Source organism: Streptomyces sp. NPDC021212 (assembly GCF_044332925.1).
In the GTDB taxonomy this organism is placed as follows: Bacteria; Actinomycetota; Actinomycetes; order Streptomycetales; family Streptomycetaceae; genus Streptomyces.
Genome location: NZ_JBIRPZ010000016.1, coordinates 77,324 through 94,023 on the forward strand (window position 1 = coordinate 77,324; position 16,700 = coordinate 94,023).

At 73.8% G+C, this 16,700-nt stretch carries 11 protein-coding genes and 1 pseudogene; 10 read left to right on the top strand and 2 right to left on the bottom strand.

All coding sequences use genetic code 11. The features are described from left to right. Positions 1-46: 46 nt before the first annotated feature. Positions 47-1,165: a phosphoserine transaminase gene (serC, locus tag ACH4SI_RS34635; protein WP_398302845.1), complete on the bottom strand. Its 1,119-nt coding sequence runs from the start codon at positions 1,163-1,165 to the stop codon at positions 47-49. Positions 1,166-1,388: 223 nt separating this feature from the next. On the opposite strand from serC, the gene ACH4SI_RS34640 reads away from it, so the two are divergent. Beyond that, positions 1,389-4,256: an FAD-binding and (Fe-S)-binding domain-containing protein gene (locus tag ACH4SI_RS34640; protein ID WP_398302847.1), complete on the top strand. Its 2,868-nt coding sequence runs from the start codon at positions 1,389-1,391 to the stop codon at positions 4,254-4,256. Between the two features lie 24 nt (positions 4,257-4,280). Here the strand turns inward: ACH4SI_RS34640 and ACH4SI_RS34645 are convergent, their stop codons facing one another. Then, positions 4,281-5,225, bottom strand: a complete 945-nt coding sequence (locus tag ACH4SI_RS34645; protein WP_398302849.1) for an aldo/keto reductase — start codon at positions 5,223-5,225, stop codon at positions 4,281-4,283. A gap of 87 nt (positions 5,226-5,312) precedes the next feature. On the opposite strand from ACH4SI_RS34645, the gene ACH4SI_RS34650 reads away from it, so the two are divergent. The 9 genes and pseudogenes from ACH4SI_RS34650 (at position 5,313) to ACH4SI_RS34690 (ending at position 16,676) form a co-directional block, all read left to right on the top strand. Next, positions 5,313-5,939: a TetR/AcrR family transcriptional regulator gene (locus ACH4SI_RS34650; RefSeq protein ID WP_398302851.1), complete on the top strand. Its 627-nt coding sequence runs from the start codon at positions 5,313-5,315 to the stop codon at positions 5,937-5,939. A 135-nt stretch (positions 5,940-6,074) separates the two neighbouring features. Continuing rightward, a pseudogene (locus tag ACH4SI_RS34655) lies at positions 6,075-6,857 on the top strand (TIGR03084 family metal-binding protein); the annotation flags it as partial. Positions 6,858-7,159: 302 nt separating this feature from the next. Next, a complete protein-coding gene (locus tag ACH4SI_RS34660; RefSeq protein WP_398302853.1) occupies positions 7,160-8,872 on the top strand; it encodes an acyclic terpene utilization AtuA family protein in 1,713 nt (570 codons plus the stop codon). Beyond that, a complete protein-coding gene (locus ACH4SI_RS34665; RefSeq protein WP_398302855.1) occupies positions 8,869-10,467 on the top strand; it encodes an acyl-CoA carboxylase subunit beta in 1,599 nt (532 codons plus the stop codon). Before ACH4SI_RS34660 ends, ACH4SI_RS34665 begins: the two co-directional genes overlap by 4 nt. Positions 10,468-10,480: 13 nt before the next feature. Continuing rightward, positions 10,481-12,397 (top strand): biotin carboxylase N-terminal domain-containing protein, encoded by a 1,917-nt coding sequence (locus ACH4SI_RS34670; protein ID WP_398302857.1) that lies wholly within the window; start codon positions 10,481-10,483, stop codon positions 12,395-12,397. A gap of 57 nt (positions 12,398-12,454) precedes the next feature. After that, positions 12,455-13,594 (top strand): acyl-CoA dehydrogenase family protein, encoded by a 1,140-nt coding sequence (locus ACH4SI_RS34675; RefSeq protein ID WP_398302859.1) that lies wholly within the window; start codon positions 12,455-12,457, stop codon positions 13,592-13,594. 78 nt (positions 13,595-13,672) lie between these two features. After that, positions 13,673-15,256 carry an AMP-binding protein gene (locus ACH4SI_RS34680; protein ID WP_398302861.1) on the top strand — a complete coding sequence of 528 codons (1,584 nt, stop codon included), beginning with the start codon at positions 13,673-13,675 and terminating at the stop codon, positions 15,254-15,256. Beyond that, complete coding sequence (locus ACH4SI_RS34685; RefSeq protein ID WP_398302863.1) at positions 15,253-16,053, top strand: enoyl-CoA hydratase family protein; 801 nt, start codon at positions 15,253-15,255, stop codon at positions 16,051-16,053. Before ACH4SI_RS34680 ends, ACH4SI_RS34685 begins: the two co-directional genes overlap by 4 nt. After that, a complete protein-coding gene (locus ACH4SI_RS34690) occupies positions 16,050-16,676 on the top strand; it encodes a TetR/AcrR family transcriptional regulator (protein ID WP_398302865.1) in 627 nt (208 codons plus the stop codon). The genes ACH4SI_RS34685 and ACH4SI_RS34690 overlap by 4 nt, the downstream gene beginning before the upstream one ends. The last annotated feature ends 24 nt before the right edge of the window (positions 16,677-16,700 follow it).

The following is a 16,700-nucleotide window of genomic DNA, read 5'->3' on the forward strand; positions in this document are numbered from 1 at the left end:
GAGCGCGAACGCCCCGGGCCCGTAACGCTTCGTCAGACCGCACGCCTCACAGGTGCTCGATGACGTAGTCCACGCAGGCGGTCAGCGCCTCGACGTCGGCCGGGTCGACGGCCGGGAACATCGCCACCCGCAGCTGGTTGCGGCCCAGCTTCCGGTACGGGTCGGTGTCCACGATCCCGTTGGCACGCAGCACCTTGGCGATCGCGGCGGCGTCGATCTCCTCGTCGAAGTCGATCGTGCCGATGACCTGCGACCGCTTGGCCGGGTCGGTGACGAACGGGGTGGCGAACTTGGACCCCTCGGCCCAGCCGTACAGCGTGCGCGAGGAGGTGGCGGTGCGCCGCACGGCCCAGTCCAGGCCGCCCTGCCCGTTGATCCACTCCAGCTGGTCGTTGAGCAGGAAGAGCGTCGCGATGGCCGGCGTGTTGTACGTCTGGTTCTTCCGCGAGTTGTCGATCGCGGTCGGCAGCGAGAAGAACTCCGGCACATGACGGCCGGACCCGTGGATCCGGGCGGCACGCTCCAGCGCGGCGGGGGAGAAGACCCCGATCCACAGCCCGCCGTCCGAGGCGAAGGACTTCTGCGGCGCGAAGTAGTAGACGTCCGTCTCGGCGATGTCCACGGGCAGACCGCCCGCGCCGGACGTGGCGTCCACCAGCACCAGCGACCCCTCGTCGGCCCCGGCCACCCGCTGGATGGGCATCGCGACACCGGTCGAGGTCTCGTTGTGGGTGAAGGCGTAGACGTCCGTGCCCGCCTCGGCCCTCGGCTCCGGGTGGGTGCCGGGGTCGGAGGAGATCACGGTCGGCTCGTCCAGCCACGGGGCGAGCTTGGCCGCCTTCGCGAACTTCGACGAGAACTCGCCGAAGGTCAGGTGCTGGGACTTGTTGTCGATCAGGCCGTGCGTCGCCACGTCCCAGAAGGCGGTGGAGCCGCCGTTGCCGAGGACGACCTCGTAGCCCTCGGGGAGCTGGAACAGTTCGCGCACGCCGTCGCGCACCTTGCCGACCAGGTTCTTGACCGGGGCCTGCCGGTGGGACGTGCCGAGCAGGGAGCTGCCCGTCGCGGCGAGGGCGTCGAGCGCCTCGGTGCGTACCTTGGAGGGGCCTGCGCCGAAGCGACCGTCGGCGGGCTTGATGTCTTCGGGGATCCGGATCTCAGCCACGCCCGCAGCCTAATCCGTCCCAACCCGGCATTCAGCCGGGGGTCCATTCGCTGAGACGACCCGTCCACGGAAGGGGACGGATCGCGTGCTCGTGTTGACCTTGTTCGTCCCCCGCTTTCCCCCGCTTGACACCGGCACCCTGGCGCCTCCCGTGCACAGTGGTCCATGATCACGCCGTTGCGGCACAGTGTGCACGTATCCATAGGGACCCTCCGCGTGGACGATGGGGAACATGGCTGAGCACGAGGCAGACGAGCACGAGGCAGACGAACTGGAGCAGGCGCTGCGCCGAGCCGTCCGTGGGGACGTCTCCTTCGACGCGGCGAGCCGGGCCCTGATGACCATGGACGCGTCGAACTACCGGCGCGTGCCGGCCGGTGTCGTCGCACCGCGCGACGCGGACGACGTGGCGGCGGCGCTCGCCGTCTGCCGGGAGCGCGGGGTGCCGGTGGTGGCACGCGGGGCGGGGACCTCCATCGCCGGGCAGGCCACCGGGCTCGGGGTCGTCCTCGACTTCACCCGCCACATGCGGTCCATCCTGTCCCTGGACCCGGAGCGGCGCACCGCCGTCGTCCAGCCCGGTGTCATCCTGGACGAGCTGCGGACCGCCGCGGGCGCGCACGGCCTCACCTTCGGCCCCGACCCGTCCACCCACAGCCGCTGCACCCTCGGCGGCATGATCGGCAACAACTCGTGCGGCTCGCACTCGGTGGCCTGGGGCACCACCGCCGACAACGTCCGGGAGCTGGACGTCCTGACGTACGGCGGGGAGCGGGTCCGCGCCGCCCAGGGGCTCGACACGCTCCCCGCCCGGCTCCGCGACGGCATGCGCTCCCTCGCCGGTGAGCATCTGGCGCTGCTGCGCACCGGCTTCCCCGAGCTGCCCCGCCGCATCTCCGGCTACGCCCTGGACGAGCTGCTGCCCGAGAAGAACGCCGATGTCGCCCGCGCCCTCACCGGCAGCGAGGGCACGCTCGGCGTGCTCACCGAGGCGACCGTACGGCTCGTCGAGGCGCCCGCCGCCCGCGCCCTCGCCGTGCTCGGCTACCCCGACGAGTCGGCGGCGGCCGAGGCCGCGCACACCCTGCTGCCGTACGGGCCGCTCACCGTCGAGGGCATGGCCGCCGACCTGGTCGCGGGCGCGTCGGGGCTGCCCAAGGGCGGTGCCTGGCTGTTCGTGGAGGTCGGCGGCGCGGGGCGCGAGGAAGCGTACGCCCGCGCGGAGGAGATAGCGCGCGTCGCCGCGCACGCCACCACCGACCACACCGTGGTCGCCGACCCGGCCGGGCAGCGCGCGCTGTGGCGGGTCCGCGAGGACGCCTCAGGCACCGCCACCCGACTGCGTATTCCGGGTAGGGCGGACGACAGCGAGGCGTGGCCCGGCTGGGAGGACTGCGCGGTCCCGCCCGCCCGGCTCGGCGCCTACCTCCGCGACTTCCGCGCCCTGCTCACCCAGCACGGGCTGCGCGGCACCCCGTACGGGCACTTCGGCGACGGCTGCATCCACGTCCGCATCGACTTCGACCTGATGCGCGAGGCCGGGGTGCGGGTCTTCCGCGACTTCTCCACCGACCTCGCCGACCTCGTCGTCGCCCACGGCGGCTCGCTCTCCGGTGAACACGGCGACGGCCTCGCCCGCGCCGAGCTGCTGCCCCGCATGTACGGGGACGAGATGGTCGGGCTCTTCGGGCGCTTCAAGGACCTGTGGGACCCCGCGGGCGGCCTCAACCCCGGCGTACTCGCCCGCCCCCGCCGCCTCGACCAGGACCTGCGCTTCGACGTCCTGCCGCGGCGCCCGGTGGACGTCGAGTTCGGCTACCCCCACGACGGCGGCGACTTCTCGGCCGCCGTACGGCGCTGCGTCGGCGTCGCCAAGTGCCGCAACGAGTCGGTGTCCGGCGCGAGCGTGATGTGCCCCTCGTACCGCGCGACCGGCGAGGAACAGCACTCCACCCGCGGCCGCGCCCGGCTGCTGCACGAGATGCTCGCGGGCGAGGTCGTGCGCGACGGCTGGCGCTCGGAGGAGGTACGGGACGCGCTCGACCTGTGCCTGTCCTGCAAGGGCTGCCGCAGCGACTGCCCGGTCGGGGTGGACATGGCCACGTACAAGGCGGAGTTCCTGCACCACCACTACGAGGGCCGGGTGCGCCCGGCCGCCCACTACTCGATGGGCTGGCTCCCGGTATGGCTCCGGGCGGCGGCCACCCTGAGGGCAGCCCCGGCGGCCAACGCTCTGGCAGGCGTGGCGCCGCTATCCGCCCTGGCGAAGCGCGCGGGCGGCATCGCCCCCCAGCGCGAGATCCCGGAGCTGGCCCGCGAGCCGTTCACGAGGTGGTGGCGCGACCACGCGCGCAGTGTGCCCCGTTCCCCGGGGTCGGCCCGGACCGTGGTGTTGTGGCCGGACACCTTCACCAACTACCTCTCGCCCTCCGTCGGCCAGGCAGCGGTGCGCGTGCTGGAGTCGGCCGGACTACGGGTCGTCGTACCCCCCAAGCCCGTCTGCTGCGGCCTGACCTGGGTCTCGACCGGCCAACTCGACCGCGCCCGCGCGGTCATGCGGCGCACCCTGGACGTCATGGCCCCGGCCCTGGACGCCGGTCTGCCCGTCGTCGGCCTCGAACCCAGCTGCACGGCCGCCCTCCGCACCGACCTGCCCGAACTCCTCGGCACCGACGACCCTCGCGCCGCCCGCCTGGCCGACTCCGTGCGGACGTTCGCCGGGACCCTGGAGGAGTTCGCCCCCGACTGGCAGCCCCCGAAGGTCGACCGCCCGGTCGTCGGCCAGACCCACTGCCACCAGCACGCCGTCCTCGGCGACGCCGCCGACCGCCGCCTCCGCGAACGCGCGGGCCTGACCGGCGAGCTGAGCGGCGGCTGCTGCGGCTTGGCGGGCAACTTCGGCTTCGAGGCGGGCCATTACGACGTCTCGGTGGCCTGCGCAGAGGAACAGCTCCTGCCGTCCGTACGGTCGGCGGCCGCCTCGGCCGAGGTCCTGGCGGACGGTTTCTCCTGCCGTACGCAACTGGACCAGCTCGCCGGCGGCCGCCCGGCCCGTCACCTGGCCGAGGTCCTGGCGGAGCGCCTGCCCTGATCCGCGACACCCGAGGGGGCGGGCTCAGCCGAGGGCGATGTCGTTGGACCGTGACTCGACGGCGTCCAGCGCGGCCAGTGTGGCGTCGTCGAACTCGACCGTTCCGGCGGCGATGTTCGCCTCCAGGTGGCCGGCGTCCGCGGTGCCGGGGATGAGCAGCGTGTTCGGCGCGTGGTGGAGCAGCCAGGCGAGGCCGATCTGTGCGGGGGTGCGGCCGAGGGACCGCGCGGCGGCGGTGACGGCCGGGGCGTCGCTCACCTTGGGCAGGCCGGGGAAGGCGCCGCCGAGGGGGAAGAACGGCACCCAGGCGATGCCCTCGGCCGCGCAGAGCCGCAGCATCTCCTCGTCGTCGCGCGACACCAGGCTGTAGGCGTTCTGGACGCAGGCGATACCGGCGGGAAGGGCCCGGCGCAGCCCCTCCGGGGTGACGGCGCTCAGGCCGATCGCGCCGATCTTGCCCTCGTCCCGCAGGGCGGTCATCACCGCGAGCTGATCGTCGAGGTCGACCACCTGGTCGCCCTCGGCCCGGATGCCCGGACCGGCGTCCGGGCGGCGCAGGTTCACCACGGGTATCCGGTCGAGGCCGAGGGATACGAGGTTGTCCTCGACGCTCGCCCGCAGCTCCTCGGGCCGCTGGGCGAAACGCAGCGGAGGGGTGCCGCCCGGATCGGGATCGGCACCGACCTTGCTGACGACCACGACGCCGTCCCCGGGGCGTACGGCGTCGCGGATGACCTCGTTGACGAACCCGTTGCCGTAGAACTGGGCGGTGTCGACGTGGTCGACGCCGAGCTCGATCGCGCGGCGCAGGACCGCGATCGCGGCGTCGCGGTCGGCGTGCAGGCGCGCGAGCTGCATCGCGCCGTACCCGATGCGGGAGACCGTGTGGCCTGCGAGCGTTCCGGCCCCTCCGGCGCGCGGGGCGCCGGTGGCCGTGAGCTGGGGGGAGGGAGTGCCGTTCATGGCCATGGGGATGCCGTCCTCATGAGACGATGAAGGAAGCGGAGGAACCTCCGCTTCATCGACTGTAGCACTGATACCGGAGGTGCCTCCGCTTTGGATTCCGACGATCCCGCAGGGGCCGCCCCCGAGGGGAAGCCGCGTGGCGCCCGCGCCCCCCGCGCACCCCGTGCCGACGCGCTGCGCAACCGCGAAAAACTCGTCCGGGTCGCCCGGGCGGCGTTCGCGGCCGCCGACGGCACCGTCTCGCTCGAAGGAGTCGCCCGCGAGGCCGGTGTCGGCATCGGCACGCTGTACCGCCACTTCCCGGCCCGCGAAGACCTGGTGGAGGCCGTGTACGCCGCCGAACTCGACGACGTCACCGGCAGCGTCCCCGCCCTGCTCCAGGAGCTTCCGCCGGACGCGGCGCTCCGGGCGTGGATCGAGCGCTACGCCGCGTTCGTCGCGACGAAGCGCGGCATGCTCGACACGCTCCGGGCCGGCTGGGCCTCGGGGCGGATCGCCACACCGGCCACCCGGGAACGCATCACCGCCGCCGTCGCCACGCTCCTCGCCGCCGGAGCCGAAGCCGGATCGCTCCGCGGCGACGTCGAACCGGAGGATGCCGTCCTGATGCTGATGGGGATCTTCCTCGCCGCCGGGACCGTCGACAGCGCCCCCGAGCAGACCGGACGGCTGATCGACCTCGTCATGGACGCACTGCGGCCGACGACGGCCGGCTGACCCCGGCCCGGCCGCCCTCGGTCTGCCGGGGTCAAAAACCATGCAAGCACGCTTGATTGTTTCTCGCGGCGCTGCCACGCTCACTCCCAACGCTCCGCACACACCCGCACGCCCGCACGACAACGGGAGTCCCGCGTGTCCGATACGGAAGCTCTGCTCGGCGATCTGCGCGCCGAGGGCGAGGAGTTGGACGGTCTGGTGGCCGGGCTCGGGGACGCGGCGTGGGACGCGCCGACGCCCGCGGCCGGGTGGACCATCGCCCACCAGATCGCCCACCTCGCCTGGACCGACGCGCGGGCGGTGCAGGCGGCCGAGGACCCCGAGGGGTTCGCCGACGAGGTGCGGAAGGCTTTTGCCGCGCCGGATCGTTTCGTGGACGAGGGCGCGGAACGCGGCGTGGCCGACCCGCCCGCCGTGCTGCTGCGGCGGTGGCGGGAGGGGCGGGAGCGGCTGGCGCGGGTGTTCGCCGCGCAGCCGCCTGGCGCCCGGCTCCCGTGGTACGGGCCGCCGATGAGCGTCCTGTCGATGGTGACGGCCCGGCTGATGGAGACGTGGGCGCACGGCCAGGACGTCGCCGACGCGCTGGGTGTGCGCCGTACCCCCACCGCCCGCCTGCGGCATGTGGCCCGCATCGGCGTACGGGCGCGGGGCTACGCGTACGCGGCGCGCGGCCTGGCGCCGCCCGCCGAGGAGTTCCGCGTCGAACTCACCGCCCCGAACGGCGAGATCTGGACGTACGGCCCCGAGGACGCGCCCCAGCGCGTCACCGGCCCCGCGCTCGACTTCTGCCTCCTGGCCACACAGCGCGCCCACCGCGACGACCTGGCCGTACGGGCGGAGGGGCCGGACGCGGACCACTGGCTGGACATCGCCCAAGCCTTCGCCGGACCGCCGGGCAAGGGGCGGCAACCGGGCGGGCCGCGCCCGGACCGCCCACTTCAGGGCGATGCGGCGGCCGCGACCGGAGGCGCCACGTCTCCGCCGGACGCCGGCGCCACCTCCCCGGGCCACACCCGCGACGCCGCCCTCCCCGGAGGCGCCACGCCGGGTGGCGGCGCCGAGCCGGACGGGGGCACCGCGCCGGGCGGGAAAACCGGCCCGACCGAGGGGGCTGAGCCCGGCGGAGGCGAGCGGCCCGGTGGGGCTGCGTACGCGGGGGAGGCCGCGCCGGTCAGGGGGGACGCACCCGGTGGGGGCACCACACCTGGCGGGGGTGCCGCATGAGCACCGGCACCACGCCCGCGCCGGAGCCCCTCCGCATCGGCAACGCCTCCGGCTTCTACGGCGACCGCTTCGACGCCCTGCGCGAGATGCTGACCGACGGGCCGCTCGACGTCCTCACCGGGGACTACCTCGCCGAGCTGACCATGCTCATCCTCGGCCGGGACCGGGCCAAGGACCCCACCCGGAGCTACGCCACCACCTTCCTCCGGCAGTTGGAGGATACCCTCGGGCTCGCCGTCGAGCGCGGGGTGCGGATCGTCACCAATGCGGGCGGGCTGAACCCGGCCGGGCTGGCCGACGCCGTCCGTGCGCTCGCGGAGCGGCTCGGGTTACCGGTGCGCGTCGCGCACGTGGAGGGCGACGATCTGCTCGGTGCGCGGGACTGGGGGCCCGGGGTGGTGAGCGCCAACGCCTACCTCGGGGGCGGCGGGATCGCGGAATGCCTGCGCGGCGGGGCGGACGTCGTGGTCACCGGGCGGGTCACCGACGCCGCGCTCGTCACCGGGCCCGCCGCCGCGCACTTCGGGTGGGCGGCGGACGCGTGGGACCCGCTGGCCGGGGCCGTGGTCGCCGGGCACGTGCTGGAGTGCGGGACGCAGGCGACCGGCGGCAACTACGCGTTCTTCACCGAAATCAGCGACCTTCGCCACCTCGGCTTCCCCCTCGCCGAGATCCACCCGGACGGCTCGGCCGTCATCACCAAGCACCCCGGCACCGGCGGCGCCGTCACCGTCGGCACGGTCACGGCCCAGCTGCTGTACGAGACGGCGGGCGCGCGCTACCCCGGCCCGGACGTCACGGCCCGCCTGGACTCCGTACGGCTCACCCAGGACGGCCCCGACCGGGTGCGGATCCACGGCGTACGGGGTGAGGCGCCGCCGCCCACGCTCAAGGCGGGGCTGACGCGCCTGGGGGGCCACCGCAACGAGGTGGTGTTCGTCCTCACCGGCCTCGACATCAACGCCAAGGCCGCCCGCGTACGCGACCAGATGGACACCGCCCTCGCCAAACGCCGCCCCGCCGAGGTCCGCTGGACGCTGGCCCGCACCGACCATCACGACGCGGACGTGCAGGAGGAGGCCAGCGCCCTGCTGCGGCTCGTCGTGCGCGACCGCGACCCCGACACCGTCGGGCGAGCGGTCAGCGGCGCGGCCGTGGAGCTGGCCCTGGCCAGCATCCCCGGCTTCCACCTCACCGCCCCGCCGGGCAAGGCCACCCCGTACGGGGTGTTCGAGGCGGCGTACGTCCCCCGGGACGACGTTCCGCACATCGCCGTGCTGGCGGACGGCACCCGGACCGCGATCCCCCCGGCCCCGGACGCCGAAGAACTACGGCCCGCCGACGAACCCCCACTGCCCCCGCCCCTGGACAGCGGCCCCACCCGCCGCGCCCCCCTCGGCCTGGTCGCCGGGGCCCGCAGTGGCGACAAGGGCGGCAGCGCCAACATCGGCGTCTGGGTACGCACCGACGACGCCTGGCGCTGGCTGGTCCACACCCTCACCCCCGACCGGCTCCGCGAACTCCTCCCGGAGACCGCCGGACTGCCGGTCACCCGCCACCAACTCCCTCACCTGCGCGCCCTCAACTTCACGGTCGACGGCCTGCTCGGCGAGGGCGTCGCCGCGCAGGCCCGCTTCGACCCGCAGGCCAAGGCCGTCGGCGAATGGCTGCGCTCGCGCCACCTCGACATACCGGAGGCATTGCTGTGACCGTGCTCGCGTCCGCGCTCGACCCCGCAGGCGCCGACTACACGGCCCACCGCGAGGCGATGCTCGCCAAGCTCACCGAACTGGAGGCCGAACACGCCAAGGCCCTCGCGGGCGGCGGCGAGAAGTACGTCGAGCGGCACCGGGGGCGCGGCAAGCTCCTCGTCCGGGAGCGCATCGAACTCCTCCTGGACCCCGATACGCCCTTCCTGGAGCTGTCCCCGCTCGCCGCCTGGGGGAGTGACCACCCGGTCGGCGCCTCCGTCGTCACCGGCATCGGTGTGATCTCCGGCGTCGAGTGCCTGATCAGCGCCAACGACCCCACCGTGCGCGGCGGCGCCAGCAATCCCTGGACGCTGAAGAAGTCGCTGCGCGCGCATGAGATCGCCCGGATCAACCGCCTCCCGGTCGTCAGCCTGGTCGAGTCCGGGGGCGCCGATCTCCCCTCCCAGAAGGAGATCTTCATCCCCGGCGGGGCCATGTTCCGCGACCTCACGCGGCTGTCCGCCGAGGGCATCCCCACCATCGCCGTCGTCTTCGGCAACTCCACCGCCGGAGGCGCGTACATCCCGGGGATGTCCGACCACGTGATCATGGTCAAGGAGCGGTCCAAGGTCTTCCTCGGCGGGCCGCCGCTGGTCAAGATGGCCACCGGCGAGGAGAGCGACGACGAATCGCTCGGCGGCGCCGACATGCACGCCCGCACCTCCGGGCTCGCCGACTACTTCGCCACCGACGAGCCCGACGCCCTCCACCAGGCACGACGCGTCGTCGCCCGCCTCAACTGGCGCAAGGCCCATCCCGACCCGGCCCCCGCCGCACCGCCCGCATACGACCCGGAGGAACTGCTCGGCATCGTCCCCGGCGACCTCAAGGTCCCCTTCGACCCCCGCGAGGTCATCGCCCGCATCGCCGACGGCTCCGACTTCGACGAGTTCAAGCCGCTGTACGGGACGAGCCTCGCGACCGGCTGGGCCACCCTCCACGGCTATCCCGTCGGCATCCTCGCCAACGCTCAAGGCGTCCTGTTCAGCGAGGAGTCCCAGAAGGCCGCGCAGTTCATCCAGCTCGCCAACCAACGCGACATCCCCCTCCTCTTCCTCCACAACACCACCGGCTACATGGTCGGCCGCGCCTACGAACAGGGCGGGATCATCAAGCACGGCGCCATGATGATCAACGCGGTCTCCAACTCCCGCGTCCCCCACCTCTCCGTCCTCATCGGCGCCTCGTACGGCGCCGGCCACTACGGCATGTGCGGCCGCGCCTACGACCCGCGTTTCCTCTTCGCCTGGCCGAGCGCCAAGTCCGCCGTCATGGGCCCGCAGCAGCTCGCCGGGGTGCTGTCGATCGTCGCCCGCCAGTCCGCCGCCGCCAAGGGACAGCCGTACGACGAGGACGGCGACGCCGCCCTGCGCGCCATGGTCGAGCAGCAGATCGAGTCCGAGTCGCTGCCACTGTTCCTCTCCGGGCGGCTGTACGACGACGGCGTCATCGACCCGCGCGACACCCGCACGGTCCTCGGCCTCTGCCTCTCCGCCCTCCACACCGCGCCCGTCGAGGGGGCGCGCGGTGGCTTCGGCGTCTTCCGGATGTGAGGAAAAAACCGCCGTGATCCGATCCCTCCTCATCGCCAACCGCGGCGAAATCGCCCGCCGCATCATCCGCAGCTGCCGCGAACTCGGCATCGTCACGGTGGCCGTCCACTCCGACGCGGACGCCGACGCCCCGCACGTCCGGGAGGCCGACACCGCCGTACGGCTGCCGGGTGACGCCCCCGCCGACACGTATCTGCGCGGCGACCTGCTGACCAAGGCCGCCCTGGCGGCGGGCGCCGACGCCGTTCACCCCGGCTACGGCTTCCTCTCCGAGGACCCCGCATTCGCCCAGGCCGTCCGCGACGCCGGGCTGTTGTGGGTCGGGCCGCCGCCCGCGGCGATGCAGGCCATGGCCTCCAAGACCCGCGCCAAACGGCTGCTGCGCGACGCGGGCGTCCCCCTCCTCGACTCCCTCGACCCCGACCGGATCACCCCCGCCGACCTGCCCGTCCTCATCAAGGCCGCGGCGGGCGGCGGCGGCCGCGGCATGCGCGTCGTCCGCGAGGCGCCCACGCTCCCCGCCGAACTGACCTCCGCGCGCGCGGAGGCGGCATCCGCCTTCGGGGACGGCGAGGTGTTCGTCGAGCCGTACGTGGAGGGCGCCCGCCACGTCGAGGTGCAGGTGCTGGCCGACGCCCACGGCACCGTCTGGTCCCTCGGCACCCGCGACTGCTCCCTCCAGCGCCGCCACCAGAAGGTCATCGAGGAGGCCCCGGCCCCGGGGCTCGCCGACGAACTGCGCCGCCTGCTGGAGGAGTCGGCGGTGAACGCGGCCCGCGCCATCGGGTACGAGGGCGCGGGCACCGTCGAGTTCCTGGTCTCGTCGGCGGGGCGCGCGTACTTCCTGGAGATGAACACCCGCCTCCAGGTCGAGCACCCGGTGACGGAGGAGGTGCACGGGCTGGACCTGGTGGCCCTCCAGCTACGGGTGGCCGAGGGGCAGCCCCTGGACCCCGAACCCCCGTCCCCGCGCGGCCACGCGGTCGAGGCGCGGCTGTACGCGGAGGACCCGGGCCGGGGGTGGCAGCCGCAGGCGGGCGTGATGCACCGGCTGGACCTCCCCGGACTGCGCGTCGACTCCGGCATCGTGGACGGCGATCTGATCGGCGTCCACTACGACCCCCTGCTGGCCAAGGTCATCGCCTGGGCGCCCACCCGCGCCGAGGCGCTGCGGCGGCTGGCCCACGGTCTGGAGCGGGCCCGGATCCACGGCCCGGCCACCAACCGGGACCTGCTGGTACGGGCCCTGCGGCACCCGGAGTTCGAGGCCGGACGCATGGACACCGGCTTCCTGGAACGCCACCTCGATGACCTCACCACGGCCGACGCGGACGGCATCGCTCCGGCCGCCCTCGCCGCCGCGCTGGCCGACGCATCGGATCGGCCAGCGACGGTGGCGGGCCGCCTCGGCGGATGGCGGAACGTGCCCTCCCAGCCGCAGATCAAGACCTACCGCGCACCGGACGGCACCGAGCACGAGGTCCGCTACCGCCTCACCCGCGACGGTATCGTCGCGGAGGGCAACCTCCGGCCGCTCCGGGCGACCCCGGATCAGGTCGTCCTCGAAGTGGACGGCATCCGGCGGCAATTCGACGTTGCGCGCCACGGCGACCGTATATACGTCGACTCGTCCCTCGGCTCGTACACCCTCACCCCCCGATCCCGCTTCCCCGACCCCACCGCCCGCACCGAACCGGGCTCCCTGCTGGCCCCCATGCCCGGCACGGTGGTGCGGCTCGCCGACGTCGCCGTGGGCGACCCCGTACAGGCGGGGCAGCCGCTGCTGTGGCTGGAGGCGATGAAGATGGAGCACCGTGTCGTCGCGCCCACCGCCGGGGTGCTCACCGCGCTGCACGCCGCCGAGGGCCGTCAGGTCGAGGTCGGCGCGCTGCTCGCAGTCGTCGCGGCGGAGGCGGAGGAGCCCGCATAGCGACCCCGAACCCCGCACCGCGCCAAGCAACCCCGTACACACCGGACGGAGCCGCACATGACCCAGGCGCACACCCCCATCGACACCCCCGAGCAGGCCGGTCTCCGCACCGCCGTGGCGGCCTTCGGCAGGGACAACCGCGACACCGCCACCCCCGACCTCTGGGCCGCGGCGGGCAAGCTCGGCTACCTCGGCGTCAACCTCCCGGAGGCGTACGGCGGCGGAGGGGGCGGCATAGCCGAGCTGTCCATCGTGCTGGAAGAGCTGGGCGCGGCGGGCTGTCCGCTGCTCATGCTCGTCGTGTCGCCCGCCATCTGCGGCACGGTGATCGCCCGGTACGGCACGGACGCGCAGAAGTCCCGCTGGCTGCCGAGCCTGGCGGACGGCAGCGTGACGATGGCGTTCGGCATCACGGAACCGGACGCCGGATCGAACTCGCACCGCATCACCACCACGGCCCGCCGCGACGGCACGGACTGGGTGCTGACCGGCCGCAAGGTGTTCATCTCGGGCGTGGACATCGCCGACGCCACCCTGATCGTGGGCCGCATGGAGGACGCCCGCACCGGCAAGCTCAAGCCGTGTCTGTTCATCGTCCCGCGCGATACCCCCGGCTTCTCGTACCACCACATCCCCATGGAGCTGGCCGCGAACGAGAAGCAGTTCGAGGTCGTGCTGGATGACGTACGGCTGCCGGCGGACGCGCTGGTGGGGGACGAGGACGCGGGGCTGGCGCAGCTGTTCGCGGGGCTGAACCCGGAGCGCATCATGACGGCGGCGTTCGCACTGGGGATGGGCCGGCACGCGCTGGCGAAGGCGGTGGACTACGCCCGTACCCGCCAGGTGTGGAAGGAGCCGATCGGCGCGCATCAGGCGATCGCGCACCCCCTCGCCCAGGCGCACATCGAGGTGGAGCTGGCCCGGCTGATGATGGCGAAGGCGGCGTATCTGTACGACGCGGGGGAGGACGCGGCCGCGGGGGAGGCGGCCAACATGGCGAAGTACGCGGCCGGGGAGGCGGCCGTGAAGGCGGTCGACCAGGCGGTGCACACGCTGGGCGGGAACGGCCTGACGGAGGAGTACGGGCTGGCGAAGCTGATCACGGCGGCGCGGGTGGCGCGGATCGCGCCGGTCAGCCGGGAGATGATCCTCAACTTCGTGTCCCACCAGACGCTGGGGCTGCCCAAGTCGTACTGATCGGGCGACCCGGGCAGTACGGACGGGAAGGCAACAGGCAACGCGACTGGCAGGCACAGCGACCCGAGGGGAGCAGCCATGGTGCTGCGCAGCGAGTTACCCGATGTCCCGCCCATCGATCTGCCCATTCACGACGCGGTGCTGGGCCGCGCGGCGAAGGAGTTCGGGGACCGTACGGCACTGATCGACGGGGTGACGGGGGAGAGCGTCGGCTACGCGGCGCTGGACCACGCCGCGCGCCGGATCGCCGCGGAGCTGGCGGCGGCGGGGGTGCGCAAGGGCGAGGTGGTGGCGCTGCACAGCCCCAACTCGCTGATGTTCCCGATGGCGTTCTACGGGGTGACGCGCACCGGCGCGGCGGTCACGACGGTGCATGCGCTGGCCACGGCCGGGGAGTTCGCCCGGCAGCTGCGGGACGCGGCGGCGACGTGGATCGTGACGGTGTCGCCGCTGTTGGGGGTGGCGCGGCAGGCGGCGGAGCAGGCGGGCGGGGTGCGGGAGATCTTCGTGTGCGACGAGGCGAGCGGACATCGTTCGCTGGGCGACATGCTGGAGGGCACGGCGCCGGAGCCGGTGGTGGAGATCGACCCGGCGCAGGACGTGGCGGTGCTGCCGTACTCGTCGGGGACGACGGGCAGTCCGAAGGGCGTGATGCTGACGCACCGCAGCGTCGCCACCAATCTGGCGCAGGTCGAGGCGCTGGTCCCGGCGCGGCCGGGCGAACGGGTGCTCGCGGTGCTGCCGTTCTTCCACGCGTACGGGATGACGGCGCTCATGAACGCCCCGCTGCGGGCCGGTGCCACGGTGATCGTGCTGCCGCGCTTCGATCTGGACCAGTTTCTGACCGCGATCGAGCGGTACGAGGCGCAGGCGCTGTACGTGGCGCCGCCGATCGTGCTGGCGCTCGCCAAGCACCCGGCGGTGGCGGAACACGACCTGTCGTCGGTGCGGTACGTGCTGTGCGCGGCGGCGCCGCTGGACGCGCGGCTGGCGGAGGCGTGCGCGCGGCGGCTCGGCGTACCGCCGCTGCTGCAGGGGTTCGGGATGACGGAGCTGTCACCGTGCTGCCATCTGGTGCCCCGGGAGGCGGAGGGCGTTCCGCCGGGGACGGTGGGGAAGCTGCTGCCGAGCACCGAGATGCGCGTCGTCGGCATGGCGGACGGCCGGGATGTGGGGGCGGGGGAGGACGGGGAGATCCTCATCCGGGGCCCGCAGGTGATGAAGGGCTATCTGGGGCGGCCCGCCGACACTGCCGCCATGGTCGACGCGGACGGCTGGCTGCACACGGGCGATATCGGCCATGTGGACTCGGACGGCTGGCTGTTCGTGGTGGACCGGGTGAAGGAGCTGATCAAGTACAAGGGCTACCAGGTCGCCCCGGCCGATCTGGAGGCCGTGCTGATCGCGCACGAGGCCGTCGCCGACGCCGCCGTGATCGGGGTGACGGACGGGGACGGCAACGAGATCCCGAAGGCGTACGTGGTGCGCGGGCCCGGTGCCCGGATCTCGGAGGAGGAGCTGATCCGTTACGTTGCCGGTCAGGTGGCCCCGTACAAGAAGGTGCGCAGCGTGGAGTTCACGGACAGCGTGCCGCGCTCGGCCGCCGGAAAGATCCTGCGGCGCGAACTGCGCGCCAGGGAAAGGAGTTCGACCACCCCATGACCGACGCCAAGGCTGATGCCGACGCGCCTTTCGTGCGTACGTCCGACGACCATGGCATCCGGGCGCTGACCCTCGACTCGCCGCACAACCGTAACGCGCTCTCCGCCCGCCTGGTCGCCGAGTTGCGGGCCGGGCTGGCGGCGGCCGGGGCGGATCCGGAGGTACGGGCGGTGTTGCTGACGCACACCGGCAACACGTTCTGCGCGGGCGCGGACCTGCGCGAACCCCCGGCCGCTTCGGGCGCGCTGGGTCTCGTCGAGCTGTTGCGCGCGATCGTGGAGCTGCCCAAGCCGGTGGTCGCGCGGGTCACCGGGCATGTGCGGGCCGGTGGTCTCGGACTGCTCGGGGCGTGCGACATCTCGGCGGCGGGGCGGGGCGCGAGCTTCGCGTTCACCGAGGCGCGGCTCGGGCTGGCCCCCGCGGTGATCTCGATGCCGCTGCTGCCCCGCCTGGACGCCCGCGCGGCGGCCCGCTACTACCTCACGGGGGAGCGGTTCGACGCCGCCGAGGCGGCCCGGATCGGCCTGGTGACGGTGGCGGACCCGGAGGGGGACGCGGACGGGGCGCTGGCCCCGGTGCTGGACGGACTGCGGCGCGGCTCCCCGCAGGGCCTGGCGGAGTCCAAGCGGCTGGTGACGGCCGAGGTGCGGCGGGCGTTCGACCGGGACGGGGAGGGGCTGGCGGAGCTGTCGGCGCGGCTGTTCGCCTCGGCGGAGGCGCGGGAGGGGATGACGGCGTTCCGGGAGCGGCGGGATCCGGCGTGGGTGACGCGGGCCGGGGCGGGGGTCGGTCAGTGAGCCCTGGTACGTCGCCCCGTACGGCCCCGCGTGACCCCAAGCAGGACCGCAGCCGCGCGACCCGGCAGCGGCTGCTGGAGGCCGCCGTGGCGTGCCTCGCCGAGCACGGCTGGGCGGGGTCGACGGTGTCGGTGGTCGCGGAGCGGGCCGGGGTGTCCCGGGGCGCGGCCCAGCACCACTTCCCGACCCGGGAGGACCTGTTCACGGCCGCGGTCGAGCAGGTCGCGGAGCAGCGTTCGGCGGAGCTGCGTGCCCTCGCCCCGACGGGCGAGGGCACGGCCCGTACGCGTGCGGTCGTCACCGAACTGGTCGACCTCTACACCGGCCCGCTGTTCCGGGCCGCGCTCCAGCTGTGGGTCGCCGCGTCGTACGAACCCCAGTTGGGCGCCCGGGTCACCGTCCTGGAGGCTCGTATCGGCCGCGAGACCCACCGCATGGCGGTGGAGCTGCTGGGCGCTGACGAGACGGCCCCGGGGGTCCGGGAGGCGGTGCAGGGCCTGCTCGACATGGCCCGCGGCCTGGGCCTGGCCAACCTGCTGACGGACGACAGCGCCCGCCGGGAGCGGGTGGTGGGGCAGTGGTCGCGGATCCTGGACGAGGCGCTGGACGCGGCGCGTGCTTGATGACGGGGGCGGGGAGGACCCCCG